We start from the raw sequence: 26,506 nt of genomic DNA on the forward strand, positions 1-26,506 counted from the left end.
GGTGATCCGTGACGGCCCCTCGGGTCGTCTCCACCGCGCGGCGGTGGAGGGTGGCTCGTCAGCTGGTGCCGGAGTCCGAGCTGCTCGCGGCGGTCTTCTTCGCCGGAGTGGTCTTCTTGGCCGACGTCGACTTCGACGCGGTGCTCTTCTTCGCCGGGGTCGACTTCTTGGCCGTGGACTTCGACGCGGTCGACTTCGACGCACTCGACTTCTTCGCCGGAGTGGCCTTCTTGGCCGACGTCGACTTCGACGCGGTGCTCTTCTTCGCCGGGGTCGACTTCTTGGCCGTGGACTTCGACGCGGTCGACGTCGACGCACTCGACTTCTTCGCCGGAGTGGCCTTCTTGGCCGACGACTTCGACGCGGTCGACTTCGCCGGGGTCGACTTCTTGGCCGAAGTGGCCTTCTTGGCCGACGACGACTTCGACGCAGTGCTCTTCTTCGCCGGGGTCGACTTCGCGGCCGCGGGCTTCGACTCCGCCGAGGTCTTCTTGCCCTTCTTGCCGCCCGGGACGGCGCCACCGGCGATGGCTCGAGCGGTGCCCGCTGCGGAGGTGACGGTGCCGGCTGCGGCACGCGCCGCGGCGGGGGCGGCCTTCGGCAGCGACTTGGGGTCGGCGACGTAGGTCTTGAAGCTCGTGCCCGCCTTGAAGCGCGGGACCGTGGTCTTCTTGATCTTCACGACCTCACCGGTGCGCGGGTTGCGGCCGGTCCGAGCTGCGCGGGCCGCCTTCTCGAAGGTGCCGAAACCGGTGATGGCGACGCGCCCCCCCTTGGCCACCTCACGGACGATCGTGTCGAGCACGACCTCCAGTGCCTCCTGGGCCGCCTTCCGGCTACCCAGCCTCTCTTCGAGAGCCTTGACGAGTTCTGCCTTGTTCACGGTCACTCCCGTAGCGGTTCGACGCCGGGCAGTCCCCGGCTCGGACAGCCGAGTCGTTCACCCGACCTGTACACGACGGTAGGGCGGGTGACGCCCTCCGTGCAGCATTTCGGGGTGACCAGTTTTTATTGGCGCACAAGCGCATTCGCCGACCCTCGGCCCGACCACGGAGTAGTCCTGGCCGGAGAAGATCGGCGAATGCGGCGTGCGGGCGACGAGTACGACTGCCCGGCAACGACTTTCGACGAAGGCTCGAAACTCAGACCGGCTGCGTCGTCGGCTTCCAACTCGGTCGCGAGGCCTCGAAGTCGGTGACGTCCTGCTCGTGCCGCATCGTCAGGCCGATGTCGTCGAGGCCCTCGATGAGGCGCCACCGCGTGTAGTCGTCCACGTGGAAGGCGCAGGTGATGTCCCCGGCGACCACGGTCCTCGCCGTGAGGTCGACGGTGATCTGCGCGCCCGGGGTGTTCTCGAGGTACTTCCACAGCAGTTCGACGTCGTCCTGGGCGACCTGCGCGGCGAGCAGGCCCTGCTTGCCGGAGTTGCCCCGGAAGATGTCGGCGAAGCGCGAGGAGATGACGACCCTGAAGCCGTAGTCCTTCAGCGCCCAGACTGCGTGCTCGCGCGAGGACCCGGTACCGAAGTCGGGGCCGACGACGAGGACCGAACCGTCCTGGTACGCGGGCTGGTTGAGCACGAAGGTCTCGTCGTTGCGCCACGCGGCGAAGAGGCCGTCCTCGAAGCCGGTGCGGGAGACCCGCTTGAGGTACACCGCCGGGATGATCTGGTCGGTGTCGACATTGCTGCGGCGCAGCGGGACGCCCGTGCCGGTGTGTGTCGTGAACTTCTCCATCGCTGCTCAGGCTCCTTCGGTGGCGTCGAGATCGGCGGGGCTGGACAACGTGCCGCGCACGGCGGTGGCCGCGGCCACCAGCGGCGAGACGAGGTGGGTGCGCCCCCCCTTCCCCTGGCGTCCCTCGAAGTTGCGGTTGCTCGTCGAGGCGGACCGCTCCCCCGGGGAGAGGATGTCGGGGTTCATGCCCAGGCACATCGAGCACCCGGGCAGACGCCACTGCGCACCCGCCTCGGTGAAGACGTGGTGCAGGCCCTCCTCCTCGGCCTGGACCCGTACCCGCGCGGACCCGGGGACGACGAGCATGCGCACGGACTGCGCGACGTGACGGCCCTTGATGACCCCGGCCGCGGCCCGCAGGTCCTCGATGCGACCGTTGGTGCACGAGCCGAGGAAGACGGTGTCGACCGCGACCTCGCGCAGCGGGGTGCCCGGGGTCAGGGCCATGTACTCCAGCGCCTTCGTGGCGGTGGCCCGCTCGTCCTCGTCGGCCATCGCCTCGGGGTCGGGCACGGCCTCGGCCAGCGGGGCACCCTGACCGGGGTTGGTTCCCCAGGTGACGAAGGGGGTCAGCGTCGAGGCATCGATGTCCACCTCCATGTCGAAGACGGCGTCGTCGTCACTGCGCAGCTGCTGCCAGCTCTCCAGGGCGGCATCCCACTCGGTGCCGGTCGGTGCGTGGTCACGGCCGCGGAGGTAGTCGAAGGTCGTGGAGTCGGGGGCGATCATGCCGGCGCGGGCGCCGGCCTCGATCGACATGTTGCACACGGTCATCCGGGCCTCCATCGACAGGGCCTCGATGGCCTCGCCGCGGTACTCCAGGACATAGCCTTGGCCGCCGCCGGTGCCGATCTTCGCGATCACCGCGAGGATGACGTCCTTGGCGCTCACGCCCGGCTGCAGCTGCCCGTGGACGTTGATCGCCATGGTCTTGAAGGGGTTGAGCGGGAGCGTCTGCGTGGCCAGGACGTGCTCGACCTCGCTGGTGCCGATGCCGAAGGCGAGCGCGCCGAAGGCACCGTGGGTGCTCGTGTGGCTGTCGCCGCAGACGACGGTCGTCCCGGGCTGGGTCAGGCCCAGCTGGGGGCCGACGACGTGGACGATGCCCTGCTCTGCGTCACCCATCGGGTAGAGCGTCACGCCGAACTCGGCGCAGTTGTCGCGCAGCGTCTCGACCTGGATCCTGCTCACCGGGTCGGTGATGGGGCCCGGCGTGGTGGGGACGTTGTGGTCCTCGGTCGCGAGGGTGAGGTCAGGGCGACGGACGGGTCGACCGGCGAGGCGCAGCCCCTCGAAGGCCTGCGGGCTCGTCACCTCGTGGAGGAGGTGCAGATCGATGTAGAGGAGGTCGGGCTCTCCCTCGTTGCGACGGACGACGTGGGCGTCCCATACCTTCTCGGCCAGCGTTCCAGCCATGTCCTCATCCCATCCCATGCGTTGTGCCACAGGTGTGCACGGTGTGTGTCGACCGACATTCGCATGCCGTGTGATCCACGATATCTTGCGTCTCACGAATTGAGATGTCAGTATCAGTCCATGGACAACGGTAGTGGAGTGGGCGTCCTCGACAAGGCCGCCGTCGTGCTCGGAGCCCTGGAGTCGGGCCCCTCAACCCTTGCACAGCTGGTCGCGGCCACCGGGCTGGCCCGACCGACGGCACACCGGCTCGCCGTGGCCCTGGAGCACCACCGGCTGGTCGGGCGCGACATGCAGGGGCGCTTCGTCCTCGGCCCGCGCCTGGGCGAGCTCGCCGCCTCCGCCGGTGAGGACAAGCTGCTCGTTGCCGCCAATCCCGTGCTGGGGGCTCTGCGTGATCACACCAACGAGTCCGCCCAGCTCTTCCGCCGCCAGGGGGAGCACCGGGTCTGCGTCTCCGCCGCAGAGCGCCCGGTCGGCCTGCGCGACTCGATCCCGGTCGGCGCGACCCTGACCATGCACGCCGGCTCGGCCGCCCAGGTGCTGCTCGCGTGGGAGGAACCGGACCGACTCCACCGCGGCCTGCAGGAAGCCGCCTTCACCGCGACCATGCTCTCCGGCGTCCGCCGCCGTGGCTGGGCGCAGAGCGTCGGCGAGCGTGAGGCCGGCGTCGCCTCCGTCTCCGCCCCCGTGCGCTCCCCCTCCGGCCGCGTCATCGCCGCCGTCTCGATCTCGGGTCCGATCGAGCGCCTCTCGCGCCAGCCGGGCCGGCTGCACGCCGCGACCGTCATCGCCGGCGCGAACAAGCTCACCGAGGTCCTGGAGAAGCACGCCAAGGCAGCCGAGGCCGCCGACCGCGACACCGAGTGACCACGGGGCCCCTCCCCCGTCGGGCGAGGGGTACGGCGTTGCGCGCGGCCGTCACGTGAAATTTCGGGACACTGGCGCGCCCAACGCCGTAGGGCCGCCCGCTTCGCCCGCACCCCGCCCCCGGGCACGGCAAAGGCCCCCGTCCACCAGGAACGGGGGCATTGCTCGATGTAGCCCCGACGGGATTCGAACCCGCGCTACCGCCTTGAGAGGGCGGCGTGCTAGGCCACTACACAACGGGGCCTCATGCTGATCACCGACCGGCGGACCGGCCGAGCGACGGAGAGAACAATACCCACAAGGGGCCCTTCTCCGAAATCGAGTGGCAGTGCCACTCACAGCGCTGGGGTACCAGGACTCGAACCTAGAACAACTGAACCAGAATCAGCCGTGTTGCCAATTACACCATACCCCAAGGGGGTATCACCGGCCCTTCGGACCGAAGTCCGCGCGGCCTGTGAACCGAGTGGTGATACTACCCGCCTGCTGATGCTGCACCCAAATCGAGCAGTCAGGCCAGTGATGCGCGCAGGTTGCGCAGTCGGGTGAGCGAGGAGTCCTTGCCCAGGATCTCCATCGACTCGAAGAGCGGCGGGCTGACCTTCTGCCCCGACACGGCCGTGCGCAGCGGACCGAAGGCCAGACGGGGCTTGATGTCCATGCCGTCGACGATCGCCTCGCGCAGCACGCGCTCGATCTCGGCGGCGTGCCACTGGTCCAGCGGCGTCAGCGCGGCGAGCGCGGTGTCGAGCACCTCCCCCGCGGTGTCCTTCAGACCCTTGCGTGCGTCCTCGGCGATCTCCAGGTCCGCGTCGGCGACGTAGAAGGGCGCCACGAGCGCGCTCGCCTCGGTGAGCAGGTTGATCCGCGTCTGGATCTGCTCGGTGACGCTCCTCAGCCGCGCGAGCTCACCCGGGCTCGGGTCCTGCGCCAGCACCCTGTCGGCCTGCAGGAACGGCAGCAGGCGCGCCGCGAGGTCATCCAGCTGAAGACCCCGGATCCACGCCCCGTTGAGCCAGTCGAGCTTCTTCAGGTCGAAGATCGGGCCGACGGTGTTGACCTTGTCCCAGGCGAAAACGCGACTGAACTCCTCGACGGTGAACTTCTCGACGTCCTCGCCGCTCTCCCCCTTCGCCGGCGGGTAGGCCAGCAGACCGAGGAAGTTGACGACGGCCTCGGGCAGGTAGCCCTGCTCCTCGAACCACGTCAGGCGCGCCTCGGGGTTCTTGCGCTTGGAGATCTTCGACTTGTTCTGGTTGCGCAGCAGCGGCATGTGCGCGAACTTCGGCGGCTCCAGCCCGAGCCACTGGTAGAGCAGGACATGCTTGGGCGTGGAGGAGATCCACTCCTCACCGCGCACGACGTGGGTGATGCCCATCTCGTGGTCGTCGACGACGACGGCCAGGTGGTACGTCGGGAAGCCGTCGCCCTTGAGGATGACCTGGTCGTCGGGCACCGGCGCCGAGACGGTTCCGCGGATGACGTCCTCGAAGGTCGTCGGGGCGTCGTCCGGCACGAGCATGCGCACGACGGGGGTGTCGTTGAAGCCCTCCAGCTGCGCGCGCTCCTCCTTGGTCTTGCCGACGCACATCCGGTCGTAGCCGGTGGGCAGCTTGAGCTTCTGCTGCTTCTCGCGCATGGCCGCCAGCCGCTCGGAGGAGCACCAGCAGTGGTAGGCGTGGCCGTCCTCGATGAGCTTGTCGACGTAGGGCCGGTAGGTCTCCAGACGCTCGCTCTGGCGGTACGGCGCGTAGGGGCCGCCCACGTCCGGACCCTCGTCCCAGGTCAACCCGAGCCACCCGAGGGTGTCGTAGAGCTGCTGCTCGCTCGTGGCGTTGAACCGTGCCCGGTCGGTGTCCTCGATGCGCAGGACGAAGGAGCCGCCCTGCTGGCGCGCGTACGCGAGGTTGAACAACGCCATGTAGGCGGTGCCGACGTGCGGGTCACCGGTCGGCGACGGGGCGACGCGCAGTCGGGGGGCGGTGGTCTCGGAGGCTGCAGAGGAGTCGCTCATGATGGCCCGATGCTATCGCTCGCCCTTCCCTGCGGCTGACCCCTCTGCCACGCTGCACGGATGACCACCGAACTCGTCACCGTCGACACCACGGACACCGTCACCACCATCACCATCGAGCAGCCGCAGACACGCAACGCCCTGTCCGTGCCCGTGATGGAGGCCCTGATCGACGCCCTCGAGGAGGTCGCCGCTCGCACCGACGTCCACGCGGTCGTCCTGGCCACGGCGGGTCATGTCTTCTCCTCCGGCCACGACCTCGCCGAGGTCCGCGCGGCCGACGATGAGGAGCAGCAGCGGATCTTCTCCGTCTGCTCGCGCCTGATGCTGAAGGTCCAGCAGATCCCCCAGCCGGTCATCGCCCGCGTCCAGGGGGTGGCCACCGCCGCCGGGTGCCAGCTGGTGGCGACCTGCGACCTGGCCGTGGCCGCCGCCTCGGCACGCTTCGCCACCCCGGGTGTGCGCATCGGTCTCTTCTGCTCCACCCCGATGGTCGCCCTCTCGCGCGCGGTCCCGCGCAAGCAGGCCATGCGGATGCTGCTCACCGGTGAGATGGTTCCCGCCGAGCGGGCCCTGGCGATGGGTCTGGTCTCCGACGTGGTCCCCGACGAGGACCTGGTCGCCGCGACGGACGAGATCGCCCGCACGGTCGCCGGTGCGTCCTCGGCCACCGTCGCCGTGGGCAAGCGCGCCTTCTACGACCAGATCGACCTGCCGGTCGAACGCGCCTACGAGGAGATGACCAAGGTCATGGTCGACAACGCTCTCTCGCCCGATGCCCGGGAGGGCGTCGGCGCCTTCCTCGACAAGCGTGAACCGCAGTGGCAGCACCGCACGCACTGACCGGGGTGCGGGTGCGGGCGAAGGGGGTCGCCCCCCTTCGAGGCTCCTGCGTCGCACCTCAGGACACCGCTTCGTCAGGCCGAGCGGGGGGCGTACATGATCACCGCGACGCCGACGAGGCAGAGCAGGGCGCCGGCGACGTCCCAGCGATCGGGCCGGAAGCCGTCGACGGCCATCCCCCACAGCAGCGAGCCGGCCACGAAGACCCCGCCGTACGCGGCGAGGATGCGGCCGAAGTTCGCGTCCGGCTGGAAGGTCGCGACGACGCCGTAGAGGCCCAGGGCGATGACCCCGGCACCGATCCACAGCCAGCCGCGGTGCTCGCGCAGGCCCTGCCACACCAGCCACGCACCGCCGATCTCCAGCAGCGCCGCGAGGACGAAGAGGGGGACCGAGCGGGCGACGTCCACGTCAGTGGCTCACTCTGCGGCGACGAAGGGGTTGGACAGCGACCCGATGTTCTCGATCTCGATCTCGACCCGCTGGCCGGCGGTGACCGGACCGACCCCCGCCGGCGTACCGGTGAGGATGATGTCGCCCGGCAGGAGGGTGAAGGACGTGGAGCAGTAGCTGATCAGGTCGAGGACCTCGTGGACCATGTCGCGGGTGTGTCCGTCCTGGACGACCTCGCCGTCGCGGCGGGTGACGACGCGCACGTTCTGCGGGTCGAGGTCGGTCTCGATCCACGGCCCGAGCGGGCAGAAGGTGTCCATGCCCTTGGCCCTGGCCCACTGGCCGTCCCCACGCTGCAGGTCGCGGGCGGAGACGTCGTTGGCGATCGTGTAGCCGAAGATGACCTTCGCGGCCTCGTCCGCGGAGATGTCCTTGCACATCCGTCCGATGATCACCGCGAGCTCACCCTCGTAGTGGACCTCGCTGGTCGAGCGCGGGATGACGACGGGGTCGTTGGGCCCGACGACCGCGGTGTTGGGGATGAGGAACATCATCGGCTCCGGTGGAACCTCGTTGCCCATCTCCGCCGCGTGGTCGGCGTAGTTGCGTCCGATCCCGATGATCTTGCTGCGCGGGATGACGGGGGCCAGCAGGCGTACCTCGTCGACCGTCGTCGTCCTCCCGGTCAGCTCGATCCGTTGGTAGAGCGGGTCCCCGCTCACCTCGGCGATCTTGCTCCCGCCACCGTCGACGAGACCGTAGACCGGCTCGTCACCTTCCGTGTACCTCGCGATGCGCACATCGCCACCCTAGGCGACGTGGTGGCCGGCCCGTCAGCGTGCTCACGCGGCGACCTACGCTGGTCGGGTGGGCACGCCGGGTGAGAGGACGCTTCCTCGGCAGGAGTGGCTCGCGCTGGCACGGGAGCACCGGGCACGGGTCGAGTACCTGGTCTCCGGTCACCGCGGGCGGCGGCGACGCGGCGAGCGTCACCCGATCGAGGACTTCCTCTTCGAGTACTACCGCCACCGCCCCACCCACCTGCGGCGATGGCACCCCGGCGCCGGCATGGCGCTGGCCGATGCGGTCGACGTCTACGGCGACCGCTCCGGGTACGTCGTGGACGAGGAGGGCACCGCCCGCCTGGACGTCCCCTCCTTCGTGGAGCGAAGGGGGCGCGCCATCGGCTTCGTCCACGACCTGCTCGACGCGACGCTGTCGCGACCCGCGACGCACGACTGCTTCGGGCTGCACGAGTGGGCGATGGTCTACCGGCTCGCCCCGGGCGAGCAGCGCCACGAGCAGCTCCCCCTTCGCCTGTCGCAGGCCGGGACGGATGCCGTCGTCGACGGCAACCGCGTGCGCTGCAGCCACTTCGACGCCTACCGCTTCTTCACGCCGGACGCGATGGGGCACAACTCCCTTCGTCCCTCTCGTGAGGACCAGGTGGCCTTCGAGCAGCCGGGCTGCCTGCATGCGGGGATGGATGTCTACAAGTGGTGCTTCACACTCGCCCCGGCGGTCCCATCCGACCTGACCCTTGCGGCCTTCGAGCTGGCGCTTCAGATCCGTGAGCTGGACATGGCCGCCTCCCCGTACGACCTGACCGACTTCGGCATCGAGCCGGTCGCGATCGAGACACCGGCCGGCAAAGCCGAGTACGTGGAGCGCCAGCGGGGCTTCACCATCCGCTCCAACACCCTGCGTCGTCGGCTCCTCGACGTCCTGCAGGACCTCACCGCAGCGGCCTGCCCCACGGTGACGTCGCCGACTGACAGGGTTGGGACATGGACGGACCGCTGATCCCCGACCCGGGGCGCTTCCACGACGGAGGCGCCATGGATGGTCAGCCGGATCTCGAGGCGCCACCGGTGATCCTGCTGCGCCGGGACCTGGCCGACCCGCCCAACGAGTTCCGCCTGATGCGTCGCCTGGGCTACCGCGACCGGGAGCTCGGGGACCTGCTCGTGCCGGCCGACCCGGAGGACTTCGCCACGGACTTCGCCTCGGTCCCCCAGGTCTTCGGCTGGCTGCTTCCGCGCACCGGCACCTACCTTCCCGCGGCGATCCTGCACGACGGCCTCGTCGGGGACCCCGGCCAGCCGGCGTCCTACATCAGCGTCGAGGGGCACGAGGTCCACTGGGACGAGGCCAACCGGGTCTTCCGCGATGCGATGGCCGACTCGGGGACCCCGATCGTGCGCCGCTGGCTGCTGTGGACCGGGGTGACCCTGGCCGTGATGGCCGTGGGACGGCAGACCGACTGGTCCACGGCGCTCAGGTGGCGCTGGCGGATCACCGTGGTCGGGACCCTGCTGGCCCTGACCGTGCTCGGCCTGTGGACCACCGCGGACCTGCTCGACATCGTCGGTGGCGTGCCCTGGATGGGCGAAGGACCGTTGTGGACCCGTCTGCTCACCGGGGCGGCCGGCGCGATCGCCATCCCGCTCGCCCTCGCCCAGCTGTGGGGGCGGTTCCGCGTCGCCGGCATGATCACCGGAACCCTGCTCGCGCTGTTGCTGCACGTCACCATCGCGGTGCTCGCGCTGACCGCCCTCTACAACGCGGCCGAGTGGTTGTGCCACCGGGCGCCGTGGCTCGCGCAGGTCGTGGCGGCGCTCATCGCGATCACCGCGGGCGTCATCGTCATCGTCTCGGTCTGAATCGCCCGCGAGCGCAGGTCAGGGCAGGTCGGGCGGGCCGGGCTCGACGACGAAGCCCATGAGCTTCATCAGTGCGCGCAGGTAGGCGCTGAAGTACTCCTGCGGATCCATCGTCAGGTCGCCGAAGACTCCCCTGGTCTCGAAACCGATGTGTCCGCTGATCGCCGCGAGTGCCGACAACGAGATCGACCGCGCGGCGGCCGAGCCGTCCTCCCCGTCCGGCGACGACGCCAGCGGGAAGGCGGAGGCGTCGGGATCGAGCTGGCCGGCTCGGATCGCGTCCGCGCAGATGCTCGCCTGCATCTCCAGGGTTCGAGCGGTCATGGCGCGCAGCTGCTCGGTATACGCGCGGATCACTCGCGGTGAGACCAGCAGCTCGTACTCGGTCCGGTGGGCGACGTACCACTCCCGCATGGCCATGGCCACCAAGTAGTAGGCGGTGGCGTGGTCGCCCTCGGGCGCCTGCGCCCGAGCCTCCTCCATCACGTCACCGACCGCCTCGTAGGCCCGAGCCGCCAGCAAGCAGAGCAGCTCGTCGTGCCCGGCCACGTGACGGTAGAGACCCGACGGCGTCATGTCGACGGCACGAGCGACGGCCCGCATGGTCACACCGCTCGGACCGTGGACGCGCAGCTCGGTGCGCGCAGCCTCGAGAATCTCGTTCAGCGCCCGCTGCTGGATCCGCTCCCGTCGTGTGATGCCGATGCGGTCCGGTTCCGATCCGGCATCGGGCATGGCAACCTCCTTGACAGAGAGCAGGGTTGGGCTTGAGTCGAGCAGGGTTGGGCTTGAGTGTAAGCCTCTTTCCTGAATCAGTGGCTGAATGGTGCAAAACTCAGATCGTGCGCAGCACGACCAGAGCCAGGTGGAGCTCGAGGCGGTCCCTCCCCCGAGAGAGATCCAGGCCGGTGAGCGCCTCGATGCGGTGGATCCGGTGGTACACGCTCTGCCGGTGCAACCCGAGCCGGGCGGCCGTCGCCGCGACCGACCCGGCCTCCTCCAGATGCACCCAGACGGTCTCGACAAGCTCCTCCGGTCCGGCCAGCAGTGCGGTGACCGCGGGCGTGCGCACCGCCTCGACGAGCTCGTCCGCACCACGCCCCCCGAGCAGTCGCGTCACCCCCAGCGAGTCCCAGGCGTGGACCCTGGTCGCCGCCGGACCGGACGGCTGTGCCGGGGTCGAGGGTCGTACGACGCGAAGGGCGGCGCGCGCCCGTCGGTCCGAGGCGCCGGCCTCGTGCAGGGACACCTCGTCGCCGACCCCCGCCACGACCTCCGGCAGACCGAGTCGGGCCAGGCCGGTGATCGCGGACTCGACGACGTCCGTCACCGGTGAGCCGGGCCCGCCGGCCGGGATGAGCAGCACGAGGTCCCCGGCGCGCTCGGCGACCGCGACGTCACGAGGCACTCCTCCCGGCCCGTGGACCTGCTCGACCTGCAGCTGCACCCCGGGCGCCCCGCCGAGAACGGCGACGACGATGCGCGCCGAGCTGGCCACCGCGAGGTCATCGGCGAGCTCGCGTGCGATGCCGCCGCGCCCCTGGGCCCCCGTCTCGATGAGGTCGAGCAGGAGGCGCTCGGTCTCCCTGCGGCGCGAGGTGACCCTCGCCAGGGCCTCCCCCGCACCGGTCGCGAGGGCCTGGGCCGCGCGGATGCGCTCGGGTGCCAGCCCCTCCGGCGGCTCCACCGCCCAGAGATAGCCCCGCACGACGCCGCGAGCGCGCGCGGGAAGGCACAGCCGTGCGGCGATCTCGCGCTCCGGATTGGCGGGGACGTGGACCGGTCCGCGCGCCCGTGCGATGTCGAAGGACTCGAACCACTCCCGCGTGCGTGGTCCGGCACCACGGCCGAGGACGGTCTCGACCCGAACGCGGTCGGTGGTCGCGTCGTGGGCGGCGAAGGCGAGCAGGCGCAGCCGGCGGTCCTCGAGCGTCACCGGCGCCTGGAGGATCGCCGAGGCCTCATCCACCAGCTCTTGCAGATCCATTGGACAAGTGTATGACTCATAACTTCAAACGAGTATCAGATGTCTGTGGTGCGCCATCCGCGTCGACCCTACCGTCGGAGGATGACCACCGCACCCGAGACCGCGACCTCCCCCGGCACCCACCCGGCGACCGCAGCCCTGACCCCCTTCGTCGAGGATGCCGTCGCCCTCGCCGAGCGCTGGGCCGCTGCGGCGCACGCCGGTGAGACCAGGCGCGAGGCGCAGACCACCGGCCAGCTGGCCGCGCTGCTCTCCGACTCCGATGGCGGTCTGGACCTGGCCGTCTTCTTCGTCGACCGCGTGGCCCGCCCCGAGGACGACAAGGTCGCGGCCAACGCGCTCAGCCGGATCACCGCCTCGGACGCCGCCTCCTTCCTCGGCCCGCTCGACCGCGGGCTGCTCGGGCTCGGCGCCACCGTCGCCAGGATCGCCCCGAAGGTGGTCGTCCCGGCCGCCCGCGCCCGGATGAAGCAGATGGTCGGCCACCTCCTCGTCGACGCGCACGACCCCAAGCTCGGCAGGCACCTCGCCGCCGCACGCGAGAACGGGTTCCGCCTGAACATCAACCTGCTCGGTGAGGCCGTCCTCGGCGAGGACGAGGCCGCCGCCCGCACCCGGCGCACCCGCGAGCTGCTGGAGCGCGGCGACGTCGACTACGTCTCGATCAAGGCCTCCTCGCTCGTCAGCCAGATCAGCGTGTGGGACACCCACGGCACGGTGGAGCGGTGCGTCGAGCGACTGCGGCCCCTCTATGCCGCGGCGAAGTCGTCCACCCCGCACGCCTTCGTCAACCTCGACATGGAGGAGTACCGCGACCTGGAGATGACGCTCCAGCTGTTCATGGCGATCCTCTCCGAGCCGCAGTTCCACGACCTCGAGGCCGGCATCGTCCTGCAGGCCTACCTGCCCGACGCGCTGCCCGCGATGGAGCGCCTCATCGCCTTCGCCGCCGAGCGCCGGGCGAAGGGGGGTGCCGGCCTGAAGATCCGTCTGGTCAAGGGCGCCAACCTGGCGATGGAGGGGGTCGAAGCCGTCATGCACGGCTGGGAGCAGGCCCCCTACCGCACCAAGGGCGACGTCGACGCCAACTACCTGCGCTGCGTCGAGCGGGCGCTGCGCGAGGACAGCGTCGCGGCCGGTGTGCGCATCGGTGTCGCCTCGCACAACCTCTACGACGTCGCCAGCTCGCACCTGCTCGCCCAGTCGCGTGGTGTCCAGGACGCCCTCGACATCGAGATGCTGCAGGGCATGTCACCGGCGCAGGCGCGCGCGGTCCGCGACGACGTCGGCACGGTCGTGCTCTACACCCCGGTCGTCGCGCCGGAGGACTTCGACTCCGCGGTGTCCTACCTCGTGCGTCGCCTCGAGGAGAACGCCTCCCCGGAGAACTACCTGCACGCCTTCTTCTCCGACGACTCCGCGGCGATGCCCGACCAGGAGACGCGCTTCCGCGACAGCGTCGATGCCATCGGGTCGACCCCGACCGGCCCGCGCCGACCCGCCGAGCCCGCACGGATCGCCGACGCCTTCGCCAACACCCCCGACTCGGACCCGGCCCTGGCCGAGCACCGGGAGTGGGCCGCCCGCGCCGTCGCCGAGCCGATGCCCGAGCTGACCTCCCGCCACCTGGATACCGTCGCCGACGTGGAAGAGGTCGTCGCGACCGGCCGTGCGGCGCAGGCGGGTTGGGCCGCCCGCCCGGCCGCCGAGCGCGCCGCGCTCCTGCGCGATGCCGCACGTGAGCTCGACTCGCGGCGGCAGACACTGGTGTCGGTCATGGCCGCCGAGGGCGGCAAGACCATCGTCGAGTCCGACCCGGAGATCTCCGAGGCCGTCGATTTCGCCCGCTACTACGCCGACCGGGCGCTCGAGCTCGAGGACGGGCCGATGACCGACGGGGCGAGCTTCACCCCCTTCGCCCTGACGCTGATCACCCCGCCGTGGAACTTCCCGGTCGCCATCCCGATCGGTGGTGTGCTCGCCTCGCTCGCCGCCGGGTCCGCCGTGATCATCAAGCCCGCACCGCAGACGCCTGCCTGCGTGGAGGAGGCCGTCGCCGCCCTGCACGCAGCCGGCGTCCCGGCCGACGTGCTGCAGGTGGTGCGCGCCCCGGAGGACGAGGTCGGCCAGCGCCTGGTCTCCCACGAGGACGTCGAGGCCGTCGTACTCACCGGCGGGAGCGAGACCGCCCGGCTCTTCGCCGGGTGGCGCGCCGGACGCGAGGAGGGCGCGCGGGTGCTCGGGGAGACCTCCGGCAAGAACGCCCTGGTCATCACCCCCTCTGCGGACATCGACCTCGCGGTCGCCGACCTCGTCTCCTCCGCCTTCGGGCACGCGGGCCAGAAGTGCTCCGCCGCCTCCCTGGGCATCCTCGTCGGATCGGTTGCCGACTCGCCCCGCCTGCGCCGCCAGCTCGTCGATGCGGCCTCCTCGGTCACCGTCGGCTGGCCGAGCGACCTGGGGACCCGGATGGGCCCGGTCATCGAGCCGCCGAGTGGCAAGCTGCTGCGCGCCCTGACCACCCTCGAGCCCGGTGAGAGCTGGCTGGTCGAGCCGCGCCAGCTCGACGACACCGGCCGCCTGTGGTCGCCTGGTGTCAAGGAAGGGGTGGCCCCCGGGTCCTTCTTCCACCTCACCGAGGTCTTCGGTCCCGTCCTCGGACTGATCCGGGCCGACTCCCTCGAGGAGGCGATCGAGTTGCAGAACGCGACCGACTTCGGTCTCACCGGTGGCCTGCACAGCCTCGACGAGAGCGAGATCCAGCAGTGGACCGACGCAGTCGAGGTCGGCAACGGCTACGTCAACCGGCACATCACCGGTGCGATCGTGCAGCGCCAGTCCTTCGGTGGGTGGAAGTCATCGTCGATCGGCCCCGGCGCCAAGGCCGGTGGCCCGAACTACGTCGCCCAGTTGGGCACGTGGAGCGCAGACGGCCTCCCGACACACGGCACCACGCCGTCGTCCGCGGTGCGCCGCACCGTCGACGCGCAGCTGGGCGCACTCGGCGAGAAGGTGCCCGAGGCGGATCGCCCGTGGCTCGAGGCGGCGATCGCCAGCGACGCCGCCGCGTGGGCCCTGGAGTTCGGTGTCGAGCACGACAAGAGCGCGCTGGTGGTGGAGACCAACGTCTTCCGCTACCGCCCGCACCCGAACGTGCTCGTCCGGGCCGGGGTGGGCACGTCCGTCGCCGAGGTCGTGCGCCTCGTCGCCGCCGCGACGCTCACCGGTGCCGGTGCGCTCGTCTGCGCCGACCCCGCGCTGAAGCTCCCCACGAGCCTGGGCCACGTCCAGGTGGTCGCCGAGGACGACGCCGCCTTCCTCGCCCGCGCCTGGCAGATCGACGACGCTCGGGTGCGCCTGGTCGGGCAGGACGCGCCGGCACTCGTCGACGATCTCGTCGCTGCGGGGGTGGACGTCATCTCCGGTCCGGTTCTGGCGACCGGGCGCCGCGAGCTGCTGCCCTTCCTGCGCGAGCAGGCGGTGAGCACCACCCGCCACCGTTTCGGGCACGTGTCGAAGGACTGACCCACCTCAGCGCACGGGAACCCCGGCGCGCATCAGGCCGTAGGTGATGCCGTCGAGGAGTGCTTCCCACGAGGCCTCGACGATGTTGTCGGCGACACCCACCGTCGTCCACGACGTGTGCGCGTCGCTCGTCTCGATGAGCACCCGGGTCGTGGCGTCGGTGCCGTGCGCGGCGTCGAAGATGCGCACCTTGTAGTCGATCAGGTCCAGGGCCTCGATCTCGGGGTAGACGACCGTGAGCGTCTGGCGCAGCCCGTGGTCCAGCGCGTTGACGGGGCCGTTGCCCTCCCCGGTCGCGACGAGGCGATGGCCACCGGCGACGGCCTTGACGGTCGCCTCCGACAGTGCGTTCTCCCCGCCCCGGGCATCGATCATCACCCGCCAGGACTCGACCTGCGCGTACTGCGGTGCCTCCTCCTCGAGCTCGCGGCGCAGCAGCAGCTCGAAGGACGCGTCGGCCGCGTCGAAGGTGTACCCCTGCTGCTCCAGCTGCTTGACCTTGGCCAGGACCCGCGACAGTGCTTCGTCGTTCCCGGCCAGGTCGATGCCGAACTCGCGGCTCTTCAGCTCCACCGTGGCGCGGCCGGCCATGTCCGAGACGAGCATGCGCATGTCGTTGCCGACCGACTTGGGGTCGATGTGCTGGTACAGGTCCGGGTCGACCTTGATCGCGCTGGCGTGCAGACCGGCCTTGTGCGCGAAGGCTCCCGAGCCGACGTACGGCTGGCGGGAGAAGGGTGGGAAGTTCGTCACCTCGCTCACCGCGTGGGCGATGCGGGTCGCGTCCTGCAACCGATGCGGCTCGACCAGGTCCATGCCGAGCTTGAGCTGGAGGTTGGCGACGAGCGTGATCAGGTCGGCGTTGCCCGTGCGCTCTCCATAGGCGTTGATCGTCCCCTGGACGTGGTCGGCGCCCGCCTCGACGGCGGCCATCGAGTTGGCGACCGCGCAGCCGGTGTCGTTGTGGCAGTGGATGCCCAGCCGGGCACCGGTCGCTGCCCGCACGTCGGCGACCGCATCGCGAACCTGCCCGGGCAGCATGCCGCCGTTCGTGTCGCACAGGGCGATGACCTCGGCACCGGCCTCGTGGGCGGCGCGCACGCAGGCCAACGCGTACTCGCGGTCGAGGAGGTAGCCGTCGAAGAAGTGCTCGGCGTCGATCATCACCGTGCGCCCCTGCGCGTGCAGGTGCGCGACGGTGTCACTGATCATGGCGAGGTTCTCCTCGCGGGTGGTGCGCAGGGCGCGCTCGACGTGAGCCGGGTGGGACTTGGCCACGAGGGTGATCACCTCGGCTCCGGAGTCGAGCAGTGCCTGCACCTGGGGGTCGCGGGCGGCATCGATGCCGGCCCTGCGGGTCGCGCCGAAGGCCGCGAGCGTCGCGGTGTGCAGCTCCAGCTCGCCGAAGGCCCGGGCGAAGAACTCGGTGTCGTTGGGGTTCGCCCCCGGCCACCCCCCTTCGATGTGGGTCACGCCCAGCTCGTCGAGGAGGCGGCTGATCGCCAGCTTGTCCGCGACCGAGACGTTGATGCCCTCCTGCTGGGCACCGTCGCGCAGGGTCGTGTCGTAGACGTGGAAGCCGTGCATCGTGGTTCTTCCGTTGGGGACGAAGGGGTGTGTGACACCTGCTCGTCGCGCCGGTCCGTCGCTGGGGTGATGCTCCGGATCCGATTGCCTCGTCGCCACCTGCTCGACAAATGCAAAAGACCCCCCGGGTGCGGGAGGTCTGCGCGACGAGCGGGTGGCTCGTCGCGCCTAGATAATGAGGAGGGCCGCGGTGGCGGCACGCTGCTTCATCGGGGGCATCACGCTGTCACTGTGGCACTCTCCACCGCGGCCTCCTCACCCCTGTCCGCCATGTGGACGGTGCGGGCTCACCGGCCGAGAGCGGCGAGGAGGGCCTCGAGCGTGCGGGCCACGCCGTCCTCGTCGTTGCCCGGGCAGTGGTCGGTGACCGCGGCGAGCACGTCGGAGTGGGCATTGGCCACGGCGAAGGAGCGCCCGGCCCACGTGAGCATCGGTAGATCGTTGGGCATGTCCCCGAAGGCCCAGGCCTCGCTGGCCGCGATCCCCAGCTCGTCGCACCACTCGGCGAGTGCAGCGGCCTTGGTCACCCCGACCGCGGAGATCTCGGCCAGTCCCCCGGCGCCGGAGAAGGCGACGACGGCGCGCTCCCCGACGACCTCGGTCGCGACCTCGATGAACTCCTCGTCCGTCAGGTGCGGGTTGCGGGCCAGCAACTTGCCGACGGCCGCGTCGTCGAGCAGCTCGATCTCCGAGGTCGTCACCAGGTCCTCGGGATGGTCGTGGATCGCGGCGAACATGCTCTCGGCGGCCAGCCCGGACGCGCGCTCCGCGGCGAACCCGGTGCCCGGTACCTGCTCGCGCAGGTCGCGGACGATCTGCGTGACGACCTCCCGCGCCATCGTTCGCTCCTGGAAGACCCGCTGGCGCCCGACGTCGTAACGGAAGGCGCCGTTGCCGCAGATCGCCACGCCCCGGGCACCCACGACGTGCGCGAGCTCGTCGAGCCACCTCGGCGGGCGGGCGGTGACCAGCACCGTCTCGAGACCGATCTCGGCGACTGCGCGCAGTGCGTCCACCGATCGCGCCGAGACGCTCCCGTCCGAGCGCAGCAGGGTGCCGTCGAGGTCGGTCGCGATGAGTCGTGGGTTCACGGGGAAGCCTGCGGCCGGCGCACTCCCGCGGGTCAGACCAGTCGGGTCAGCCAACCGTGGGTGTCCTCTGCGACGCCGTACTGGATGTCCAGGAGGGTCTGTCGGATCCTGCGGGTGACCTCTCCCCCTTCGGCGCCGGCCGTCGACGGGGCTGACCCGCCGTCCCAGCGCAGCTCACCGACGGGCGTGACGACGGCAGCGGTGCCGCAGGCGAAGACCTCGGTGATCTCCCCGGAGACGACGCCGTCCTTCCACTCGTCGATCCCGATACGGGCTTCCTCGGGCTCCAGCCCGAGGTCGGGGGCGAGGTCGAGGATCGAGGCGCGGGTGACGCCCTCGAGGATCGATCCGGTCAGGGCAGGGGTGCGCAGCTTCCCGTCCTTGGTGACGAAGAAGAGGTTCATCCCACCGAGCTCCTCGATGTAGGTGTGCGTCGAGGAGTCCAGGAAGACGGCCTGGTCGCAGCCCTGGGCGATGCCCTCCAGCTGACCGGCCAGCGACGAGGCGTAGTTGCCACCGCACTTGGCGGCGCCCGTGCCACCGGCACCGGCACGCGCGTAGTCGGTGCTCAGCCACAGGTTGACCGGCTTCATGCCACCCGGGAAGTAGGCGCCTGCGGGGCTGGCGATGATGGAGAAGGTCACCTCGTTGGCCGGACGGACGCCGAGGAAGGCCTCCGAGGCGAACATGAAGGGACGCAGGTAGAGGCTCGACTCACCGGTGCCGGAGTCGGGCACCCAGGCCTGGTCGACCTCGACCAGTGCGCGGATGGCACCGATGAAGTCCTCCTCGGAGAGCACCGGCAACGCGAGTCGCTCGCAGCTGCGGGCCATCCGGGCGGCGTTGCGCTCCGGGCGGAAGGTCCACACGGACCCATCCGCGTGGCGGTAGGCCTTCATGCCCTCGAAGACCTCCTGCGCGTAGTGCAGGACGGCCGCGGCAGGCGAGACCTGGAGCGGGCCGAAGGGGCGGACCTGACCGTCGCGCCAGCCCTCCCCCTTCGTCCACGTGGCGGTGAGCATGTGGTCGGTGAAGGTGGTGCCGAAGGCCGGGTTGGCGAGGATCATCTCGCGCTCGGCAGCGGGCACGGGGTCTTCGCGGCGGGTGGTTGCGAAGGTGAGTTCAGCGGTCATCGGTGACACGGCTCCTCGGGTGTTCGGTTCCCCGCAGGATAGTCCTCCCTGTGGGGCCCATCACAGTCGGGCGGCGATGGCGTCACCGATGACCGAGGTGGACCGCTCACCCGCCCGCTCGGCGAGATCCGCGGCGACCGCGGACTCGACCCGCTGGGCATCCTCGGGTCGGCCGAGGTGGTCCAGCAGCATCGCCGCCGAGAGGATCGCGGCCGTCGGGTCCGCCTTGCCCTGCCCGGCGATGTCCGGCGCGGAGCCGTGGACCGGCTCGAACATGCTCGGCGCCTCGCGGGTGGGGTTGATGTTGCCGCTCGCGGCCAGCCCGATGCCACCGGCGACCGCCGCGGCGATGTCGGTGATGATGTCGCCGAAGAGGTTGTCGGTGACGATCACGTCGAAGCGCGCGGGGTCGGTCGCCAGGAAGATCGTCGCCGCGTCGACGTGCTGGTAGGCGGTCTCGACGTCCGGGAACTGCGCGCCGACCTCCTCGACGGTGCGGCGCCACAGGTGGCCGGCGTGGGTGAGCACGTTGTGCTTGTGCACCAGGGTCAGGTGCTTGCGCGGGCGGGCCTGCGCACGGGCGAAGGCGTCACGCACGACCCGCTCGATGCCGAATCGGGTGTTGACGCTGACCTCCGTTGCGACCTCGTGCGGGGTCCCGACGCGCAGCGCTCCGCCGTTGCCGACGTAGGGGCCCTCGGTCCCCTCGCGCACGACGACGAAGTCCAGGCCCTTGTCGGTCACCTCGCTCGACAGGGGGCTGGTCACGCCGGGGTAGAGCTTGGCTGGACGCAGGTTGACGTAGTGGTCCAGCGCAAAGCGAAGGGGGAGCAGCACGCCCCGCTCGAGCACGCCCGAGGGGACACTCGGGTCACCGATCGCACCGAGCAGGATGCCGTCGTGGCCGCGGATCTCCGCCACGACGGAGTCCGGCAGGGTCTCCCCCGTGCGGTGCCAGCGCTGGGCACCGAGGTCGTACTCGGTGGCCGAGAAGGTCACTCCCGAGCCGAGCGCCTCGAGGACCTTGCGCCCCTGCGCGACCACCTCGGGGCCGATCCCGTCGCCGCCGAGGACGGCGATGTCGAAGGAGATCGGGGGGTCCACAGGGGGCGGAGCCCCCTGTGCGTTCTGCTGCGCGTCGCTCATGTGCTCAGGCTAGGCCGCCGTCCCGACATGTGAACCCCTTGTCCCGAGATGCGGACGCCCCCCGTGAAGGCCGGTCAGCCAGGACGCAGAAATCGAGTCAGGACGTAGGTATGACTACGTCCTGACTCGATTTCTGCGTCCTGAGTGGTCAGTCGACCTTGCGGGCGGCGCCCTTGTCGGCCGACTGGGCGAACTTGGCGAAGATCTTCAGCGCCGGGGAGACGGGGCGCTTGCGGGAGAGCGGAGTCCACCCCTTCGCATCCTGCGCTGTGCGGCGACGCTGCAGCTCCGTCTCGTCGACGAGGAGGTTGACCCGACGGCCGGGGATGTCGAACTCGATGACGTCGCCGTCCTGCACCAGCCCGATGGCGCCACCGGCGGCGGCCTCCGGGGAGACGTGACCGATCGACAGGCCGGACGAGCCGCCGGAGAAGCGACCGTCGGTGATCAGGGCGCACTTCGGGCCCAAGCCGGTGCCCTTGAGGTAGGAGGTCGGGTAGAGCATCTCCTGCATGCCCGGCCCGCCCCTGGGCCCCTCGTAGCGGATGACGACGACCTCACCCTCCTGCACCTGCTTGGACAGGATCATCTCCACGGCCGCCTCCTGGGACTCGGCGACGCGCGCCGGGCCGGTGAAGGTCCACTGGTGCTCGGGCACACCGGCGGTCTTGACGATGCAGCCGTCCGGGGCGAGGTTGCCGGTGAGCACGGCCAGGCCACCCTCGCTGGAGTAGGCGTGCTCGACCGAGTGGATGCACCCGTTCTCGGGGTCGGTGTCCAGGCTCTGCCAACGGTTGGTCGAGGAGAAGGCCTGCGTGGTGCGCACGCCGCCGGGGGCGGCGTGGAAGAGCTCCTTCGCCTTGTCAGTGGCGGTGCCGGAGCGGATGTCCCAGTCGGCCAGCCACTCGTCGAGCTTGGTGCTGTGCACGGCCCGCACGCCGGTGTCGAGCATGCCGCCGCGGCCCAGCTCACCCAGGATCGCCGGGATCCCGCCGGCACGGTGGACGTCCTCCATGTAGAAGTCGCCCGAGTTGGGCGCGACCTTGACCAGGCACGGGGTGACGCGGGAGAGGGCGTCGATGTCGTGCTGGTCGAAGTCAACCTGTGCCTCCTGCGCCGCGGCCAGCAGGTGCAGGATCGTGTTGGTCGAGCCACCCATCGCGATGTCCAGGCGCATGGCATTGGCGAAGGCGGGCTTGGTCGCGATCGAGCGGGGCAGCACCGACTCGTCGTCGCCGTCGTAGTAGTCGCGGCACAGGTCGACGACGAGGCGGCCGGCGTCGAGGAAGAGGTCGCGACGCGCCTCTGCGGTCGCCAGCGTCGAGCCGTTGCCGGGCAGGGAGAGACCGAGAGCCTCGGTCAGGCAGTTCATCGAGTTGGCGGTGAACATGCCCGAGCAGGACCCGCACGTCGGGCAGGCGGACTGCTCGATCGCGGTGATCTCCTCGTCGCTGACGCTCTCGTCGACGGCCTTGACCATGGCGTCGACGAGGTCCAATCGGGTGGCGGCGGTGCCGTCCTCGCCGATGATCGCCTTGCCGGCCTCCATCGGCCCGCCCGAGACGAAGACCGTGGGGACGTTCAGCCGCAGCGCGGCCAGGAGCATGCCCGGGGTGATCTTGTCGCAGTTGGAGATGCACACCAAGGCGTCGGCACAGTGCGCATTGACCATGTACTCGATCGAGTCGGCGATGACCTCGCGGCTGGGCAGCGAGTAGAGCATCCCGTGGTGGCCCATCGCGATGCCGTCGTCGACGGCGATGGTGTTGAACTCCTTGCCCACTCCCCCGGCCTCCTCGATCGCACCGGCGACGAGCTGGCCCATGTCCTTCAGGTGCACGTGCCCGGGCACGAACTGGGTGAAGGAGTTGGCGATCGCCACGATCGGCTTGCCGAAGTCCCCCTCGCCCATGCCGGTCGCGCGCCACAGGGCGCGGGCACCGGCCATGTTGCGACCGTGGGTGGTGGTTCGGGAACGCAGCTCAGGCATGGCCACACCGTAGTTCGCCCGTCCGGTCGGTGATACGGCGTCTCACACGCCAGACCGCCCCGACGCCGGTTCGGCGGGGGCGGTCTGAACTGCGTGCGGAGACTGACCTTCAGTTGATGTCAGTCGCTGCCCTGCTCGCGCCGGTCCAGGCTCTCCTGGAGGGCGCGGCGGACCTCGGCGGTCTCGTCGCTCATGGTGGCTCCTGCGGTGGTTCGGAAGGTCGTGGGGCCCGTCGCGGATCGCGCGTCGGGACACCCCGACGGTACGCCTGCCGTCCCACCCTCCGGAATGCCCTGTCCACCCCTCGGACGGCCTCGATGACTCCCGGCGAGGAGGGCGAAGGGGGCATCCCCCCTTCGCCCGATGCGGCCGAGGACGCCACGAAAACCGGGAGGCGATTGTCGGTCCGGCGGCATAACCTCGAAGGGTCATGACCCAGACCCTCACCCGCGAACCCGAGGCCCCGGCACCACCCCCGCCGCCCGCTTCGGCAGATCCCTCCCGACGCATCGACTGGCGACGGATGTCCTCGCCCTGGACCGGCGCAGCACTGGTGTGCGCCCTCGCGGCCGCCATCGCCCTCACCCTCGGGACGGTGATCATGGGCCGGCTCGCCGAGGACCCCACGAGCACTCTGGTGTGGGTGCTCGCCGCGTGCATCGTCGGCGGGGCCCTCCTCGACACGGTCGGCAAGATCGTCTGGGTCGGCCTGTCCGACAAGGCCGAGGGCCGCCTGCGTGAGGACCTCCTCGATGCGGTACTCGCCCAGCCCGTGCCCGTCCTCGCCGAGCAGGCCGTCGGCGAGATCCTCGACCGCATCGATGACGACACCCACGAGGTCGGCAACCTCATTCGCTGGCAGGTGTGGATGTTCTTCCGTGCGGCCTTCGCAGTGCTGCCGATGTGGATCGTCGCGGGCGTCACGTGGTGGCCGGCCTGGTTGCTCTTCCCGCTGCTCGGCGGGCTCACCGCCGTCGTCATCCGGCCACTTCTCGGCGAGATCGCCCGCCGCAAGGTCGTCGAGGAGATCGCCTGGACCGACCACGCGAGCGCACTGGAGGAGGGAGTCGCCGGTCGGGACGACCTGCGCACGAGCCTGGGGCAGGCCCATGTCGTCCACCGTCTGGCCCGGCTGTCATCGCGGGTCCACCACGAGCTGCTGCGCGTCCTGCTCGTCGAGCGGGCACTGGCCCGTCGTGCCGGTGTCCTCCTGCACGGGCTGCTCGCGGCCATCGCCGTGGCGGGCGTCGCACTCGCCTCGCGGGACCACCTGTCGGTGGCCGCGCTGGTGACGCTCTTCCTGGTCACGGCGACCTTCGTCGGGCAGATCTCCATGCTCGCCAACAACCTGTCGGACCTGCAGGAGGGCTTCGGCGCGATCATCCGGTTGCGTCAGACGCTGGCGGTGCACCCGGAGCCGGAAGGGGGCCGGGACCTGCCGAGGCAGGGGCCTGTGGCTCTGCACTTCCATGATCTCGACTTCTCCTTCCACGAGGGCTCCTTCGCCCTGCACGGTGTCGAGCTGACAGTGCCGGCCGGAGAGACGATGGCCCTCGTCGGACGGACCGGGTCCGGGAAGTCGACCTTGGCCTCCTTCGTTTCCCGGGCGATCGAGCCGCCCCGCGGAAGCGTGCTGCTCGGGGGCGTCGATGTACTCGATCTGGACCTGCAGCGGCTGCGCGCAGCCGTCGGCGTGGTCACCCAGCGCACCGAGGTCCTCGCCGGGACCCTCGCGGAGAACATCGCGATCTTCGGCGACGTGCCCCGTCTGCAGGTCGAGAGCGCGGTCGACGAGCTCGGGCTGCACGACTGGGTCGCCGGGCTGCCCGACGGTCTCGACACGCTTCTCGGCCCCGGAGGCACGACGCTGTCCGCCGGGGAGGAGCAACTCGTGGCCTTCGCCCGTCTGCTCGTGCGGGACGTGCGCGTCGTCGTCCTCGACGAGGCAACTGCCCGGATGGACCCCGTCACCGAGCGCCGGGTCGTCGCCGCGGCCGACCGTCTGCTCAGCGGTCGGACCGGCGTGCTCATCGCCCACCGCCTGACCACCATCGAGCGGGCGCCACACCTCGCGGTCCTCGACCATGGACAGGTGGTGCAGCAGGGCCTGCGCTCAGAGCTGGCCCTGGCCGACGGCCCCTTCCGGGAGCTGCTCCTGGCCAGCCGTACCAGCGAGCCCTCGCTCGAGTCGCCACCCGAGCAGCAGGGCGAGGCCGGCCAGGTGCCCCCCGACGCCAGCGACCCGACCGGGGGGCGCCGGCGGAGCGAGGAGTCCCTCGCCGTGCGCGACGTCGGTGACGGACCGTCCTTGGCGCGCGGCATCCTGCACGCACTGCTGATCAAGCCGGCATGGGGGCTCTTCGGCGCCTCGCTCTTCCTCCTCGGATCACTCGCCGGTGCACAGGGCGCCGTGACCGGTCTGCTCTGGGGGCTGATCGTCGAGCGGCTGGAGCGCGGCGACGCCGTGGGGTGGCTGACCACCGTCCTCGTGACCGGGCTGGTGCTGACCCCGCTGCTGCTCGCGCAGGCCTTCGTCACCTACCCGCGTTGGTGGGTCGAGGTGATGCTGCGCACCCGCATGTCGGTGCTCCACGGCCAGACCGTGCAGACCCGTCTGCCTCGCACCCCGCCCGGTGAGGTGGTCGCACGGTCGATGGACGCCGACCGCTACGCCCGCTACTCCGACCGGTGGATCGACTTCGTCAACGGCCTGCTCGTGACCGCGCTGACGGCCCTGCTCGCCGGCACGTGGGTGGCCGGCGCGATCCTGCTGGTGGTCATGGTCACTTCGGCGCTCGCGTCGACGGCCGGACGCCCTGCCGCGGGCCGCTCGGCTGCTGCGGCCTCGACGGCGCGGGCTCGCTTCGGTCGAGCCCTCGTCTCCGCGTTGGAGTCGATGCGCACGGTCAAGCTCGCGGCCGCCACCTCGGCGGTGCAGGGGCACCTGCGCGGGGTCGACGCGGGCCGGGTCGCTGCCGCGGTCCGAGAGCACCGCATCCAGGCTTTCCTGCAGGGCGTGCCGATGGTCATGGTCCAGTGCGGCGTCGTCGCGGCATGGGCGGTCTACCTCCTCGGTGGGTGGGGTCTGGCGACCGCGCTGCTCGTCGCCAGCGCCGTGGCCGGATTCGAGTGGTTCGGACGCGTCGCAGGGCTGGTGGTCACCGAGGCTCCCGGCACGCGCCACTGGCAGGTCGAGACGAGCCGGTTCGCCGGTGGCGTGGACCTGATGGACCTTCCGGCCGGGGTCGACCTCGTCTCCGGCGAGGCGCCGGGGCCGGCGCCCGTCGCCCGTGTCCCCCTGGAACGGCTCGAGCTGCGCGGTGTGTCCGGTGTCCACGAGGACGGCACCATCGGGGTCAGCGACGTCGACCTGACCGTCGATGCCGGGGAGCTCGTGCTGCTCGTCGGTCAGGTGGGATCCGGCAAGTCCAGCCTGCTGGCCGCCATGGCGGGGCTGGTCGATCACCGCGGGGACGTGCTGTGGAACGGCGACCCCGTCGAGGAGGTGCAGACCTTCATGCGGCCCGGTCAGGTGGCCCACGTCGCCCAGGTGCCGCGCGTGCTCTCGGGGACCTTCGGCGACAACGTGCGGCTCGGACACGAGCGGCCCTTCGAGGTGCCGATCGCGCAGGCACGGCTCGCGTCGGACATCGAGGAGGCCGGCGGCCCGCAGGCCCTCGTCGGTCACCGCGGGGTGCGCCTGTCGGGTGGCCAGGTGCAGCGGCTGGCCCTGGCCCGGGCCATGGCCACCCAGGCCGAGCTGCTGCTCGCCGACGACGTCTCGAGCGCGCTCGACGCAGCGACGGAGATCGAGCTGTGGCAAGGACTGCGCGAGCGTGGCGCGACCGTCATCGGTGCGACCTCCAAGCGTGCCGCGCTGGAGCGGGCCGACCGGGTCGTCGTGCTCGTCGCCGGCCGGGTCGCCGCCGTCGGTCCGTGGGAGTCGCTCGCGCCCCGGTGGGGACACCTCGCGGGGTAGCCCGCCCGAATCACACCTGCCCTACGGCGTTGAGCGCGCCTGCGCCCCGAAATTTCGCGTGACAGGTGCACACAACGCCGTAGGGGGCTTCGCCGACATGACGAAGGGGGTGCCACCGGTCCGCGGACCGGTG

At 70.8% G+C, this 26,506-nt stretch carries 19 protein-coding genes and 2 tRNA genes; 6 read left to right on the forward strand and 15 right to left on the reverse strand.

Annotated elements, in window-relative coordinates:
* Window positions 1–58: 58 nt before the first annotated feature.
* The 3 genes from BJY20_RS03100 to leuC all read right to left on the reverse strand — a co-directional run bounded on the left by BJY20_RS03100 (window position 59) and on the right by leuC (window position 3,152).
* Window positions 59–883, reverse strand: a complete 825-nt coding sequence (locus BJY20_RS03100; RefSeq protein WP_185990190.1) for an HU family DNA-binding protein — start codon at window positions 881–883, stop codon at window positions 59–61.
* A 259-nt stretch (window positions 884–1,142) separates the two neighbouring features.
* The gene (leuD, locus tag BJY20_RS03105) at window positions 1,143–1,736 is read right to left on the reverse strand and encodes a 3-isopropylmalate dehydratase small subunit (RefSeq protein WP_185990191.1); all 594 of its coding nucleotides are present in this window, start codon (window positions 1,734–1,736) and stop codon (window positions 1,143–1,145) included.
* Window positions 1,737–1,742: 6 nt separating this feature from the next.
* Complete coding sequence (leuC, locus tag BJY20_RS03110; protein WP_185990192.1) at window positions 1,743–3,152, reverse strand: 3-isopropylmalate dehydratase large subunit; 1,410 nt, start codon at window positions 3,150–3,152, stop codon at window positions 1,743–1,745.
* A 120-nt stretch (window positions 3,153–3,272) separates the two neighbouring features.
* Between leuC and BJY20_RS03115 the strand changes: the two genes are divergently transcribed.
* Window positions 3,273–4,022 carry an IclR family transcriptional regulator gene (locus BJY20_RS03115; RefSeq protein WP_185990193.1) on the forward strand — a complete coding sequence of 250 codons (750 nt, stop codon included), beginning with the start codon at window positions 3,273–3,275 and terminating at the stop codon, window positions 4,020–4,022.
* 171 nt (window positions 4,023–4,193) lie between these two features.
* Here BJY20_RS03115 and BJY20_RS03120 read toward each other — a convergent pair.
* From BJY20_RS03120 to gltX, 3 genes are all read right to left on the reverse strand, one after another.
* A tRNA-Glu gene (locus tag BJY20_RS03120) sits at window positions 4,194–4,266 on the reverse strand.
* Window positions 4,267–4,365: 99 nt separating this feature from the next.
* Window positions 4,366–4,437: transfer RNA gene (locus BJY20_RS03125), tRNA-Gln, on the reverse strand.
* Window positions 4,438–4,533: 96 nt separating this feature from the next.
* Window positions 4,534–6,036 (reverse strand): glutamate--tRNA ligase, encoded by a 1,503-nt coding sequence (gene gltX / locus BJY20_RS03130; RefSeq protein WP_185990194.1) that lies wholly within the window; start codon window positions 6,034–6,036, stop codon window positions 4,534–4,536.
* A 60-nt stretch (window positions 6,037–6,096) separates the two neighbouring features.
* Between gltX and BJY20_RS03135 the strand changes: the two genes are divergently transcribed.
* On the forward strand, window positions 6,097–6,879 hold the full coding sequence (locus BJY20_RS03135; RefSeq protein ID WP_185990195.1) for an enoyl-CoA hydratase: 783 nt from the start codon (window positions 6,097–6,099) through the stop codon (window positions 6,877–6,879).
* Between the two features lie 74 nt (window positions 6,880–6,953).
* On the opposite strand, the gene BJY20_RS03140 is transcribed toward BJY20_RS03135, so the two are convergent.
* Both BJY20_RS03140 and BJY20_RS03145 read right to left on the reverse strand, forming a co-directional pair.
* Window positions 6,954–7,289, reverse strand: a complete 336-nt coding sequence (locus BJY20_RS03140) for a YnfA family protein (RefSeq protein WP_185990196.1) — start codon at window positions 7,287–7,289, stop codon at window positions 6,954–6,956.
* A 9-nt stretch (window positions 7,290–7,298) separates the two neighbouring features.
* A complete protein-coding gene (locus BJY20_RS03145) occupies window positions 7,299–8,072 on the reverse strand; it encodes a fumarylacetoacetate hydrolase family protein (protein ID WP_185990197.1) in 774 nt (257 codons plus the stop codon).
* Window positions 8,073–8,139: 67 nt separating this feature from the next.
* Between BJY20_RS03145 and BJY20_RS03150 the strand changes: the two genes are divergently transcribed.
* Both BJY20_RS03150 and BJY20_RS03155 read left to right on the forward strand, forming a co-directional pair.
* Complete coding sequence (locus BJY20_RS03150; RefSeq protein ID WP_343062756.1) at window positions 8,140–9,075, forward strand: 3-methyladenine DNA glycosylase; 936 nt, start codon at window positions 8,140–8,142, stop codon at window positions 9,073–9,075.
* The gene (locus BJY20_RS03155) at window positions 9,060–9,935 is read left to right on the forward strand and encodes a DUF1353 domain-containing protein (RefSeq protein ID WP_185990198.1); all 876 of its coding nucleotides are present in this window, start codon (window positions 9,060–9,062) and stop codon (window positions 9,933–9,935) included. The genes BJY20_RS03150 and BJY20_RS03155 overlap by 16 nt, the downstream gene beginning before the upstream one ends.
* An 18-nt stretch (window positions 9,936–9,953) precedes the next feature.
* Here the strand turns inward: BJY20_RS03155 and BJY20_RS03160 are convergent, their stop codons facing one another.
* On the reverse strand, window positions 9,954–10,670 hold the full coding sequence (locus BJY20_RS03160; protein ID WP_185990199.1) for a TetR/AcrR family transcriptional regulator: 717 nt from the start codon (window positions 10,668–10,670) through the stop codon (window positions 9,954–9,956).
* A gap of 100 nt (window positions 10,671–10,770) precedes the next feature.
* Window positions 10,771–11,922: a PucR family transcriptional regulator gene (locus BJY20_RS03165; protein ID WP_185990200.1), complete on the reverse strand. Its 1,152-nt coding sequence runs from the start codon at window positions 11,920–11,922 to the stop codon at window positions 10,771–10,773.
* Between the two features lie 81 nt (window positions 11,923–12,003).
* On the opposite strand from BJY20_RS03165, the gene BJY20_RS03170 reads away from it, so the two are divergent.
* Window positions 12,004–15,447, forward strand: coding sequence for a proline dehydrogenase family protein (locus BJY20_RS03170; protein ID WP_185990201.1), 3,444 nt, complete (start codon window positions 12,004–12,006; stop codon window positions 15,445–15,447).
* 6 nt (window positions 15,448–15,453) lie between these two features.
* On the opposite strand, the gene cimA is transcribed toward BJY20_RS03170, so the two are convergent.
* From cimA to ilvD, 5 genes are all read right to left on the reverse strand, one after another.
* Window positions 15,454–17,034, reverse strand: a complete 1,581-nt coding sequence (gene cimA, locus BJY20_RS03175; RefSeq protein WP_185990202.1) for a citramalate synthase — start codon at window positions 17,032–17,034, stop codon at window positions 15,454–15,456.
* A gap of 287 nt (window positions 17,035–17,321) precedes the next feature.
* On the reverse strand, window positions 17,322–18,125 hold the full coding sequence (locus BJY20_RS03180; RefSeq protein ID WP_185990203.1) for an HAD-IIB family hydrolase: 804 nt from the start codon (window positions 18,123–18,125) through the stop codon (window positions 17,322–17,324).
* 32 nt (window positions 18,126–18,157) lie between these two features.
* Window positions 18,158–19,258, reverse strand: a complete 1,101-nt coding sequence (locus tag BJY20_RS03185; protein WP_185990204.1) for a branched-chain amino acid aminotransferase — start codon at window positions 19,256–19,258, stop codon at window positions 18,158–18,160.
* A gap of 60 nt (window positions 19,259–19,318) precedes the next feature.
* The gene (locus tag BJY20_RS03190) at window positions 19,319–20,404 is read right to left on the reverse strand and encodes a 3-isopropylmalate dehydrogenase (RefSeq protein ID WP_185990205.1); all 1,086 of its coding nucleotides are present in this window, start codon (window positions 20,402–20,404) and stop codon (window positions 19,319–19,321) included.
* A gap of 148 nt (window positions 20,405–20,552) precedes the next feature.
* A complete protein-coding gene (gene ilvD, locus BJY20_RS03195) occupies window positions 20,553–22,394 on the reverse strand; it encodes a dihydroxy-acid dehydratase (RefSeq protein WP_185990206.1) in 1,842 nt (613 codons plus the stop codon).
* 430 nt (window positions 22,395–22,824) lie between these two features.
* Between ilvD and BJY20_RS03200 the strand changes: the two genes are divergently transcribed.
* Window positions 22,825–26,373, forward strand: a complete 3,549-nt coding sequence (locus BJY20_RS03200) for an ATP-binding cassette domain-containing protein (protein WP_185990207.1) — start codon at window positions 22,825–22,827, stop codon at window positions 26,371–26,373.
* Window positions 26,374–26,506 lie beyond the last annotated feature (133 nt).

The organism is Janibacter cremeus (genome assembly GCF_013409205.1).
Taxonomy (GTDB): Bacteria; Actinomycetota; Actinomycetes; order Actinomycetales; family Dermatophilaceae; genus Janibacter; species Janibacter cremeus.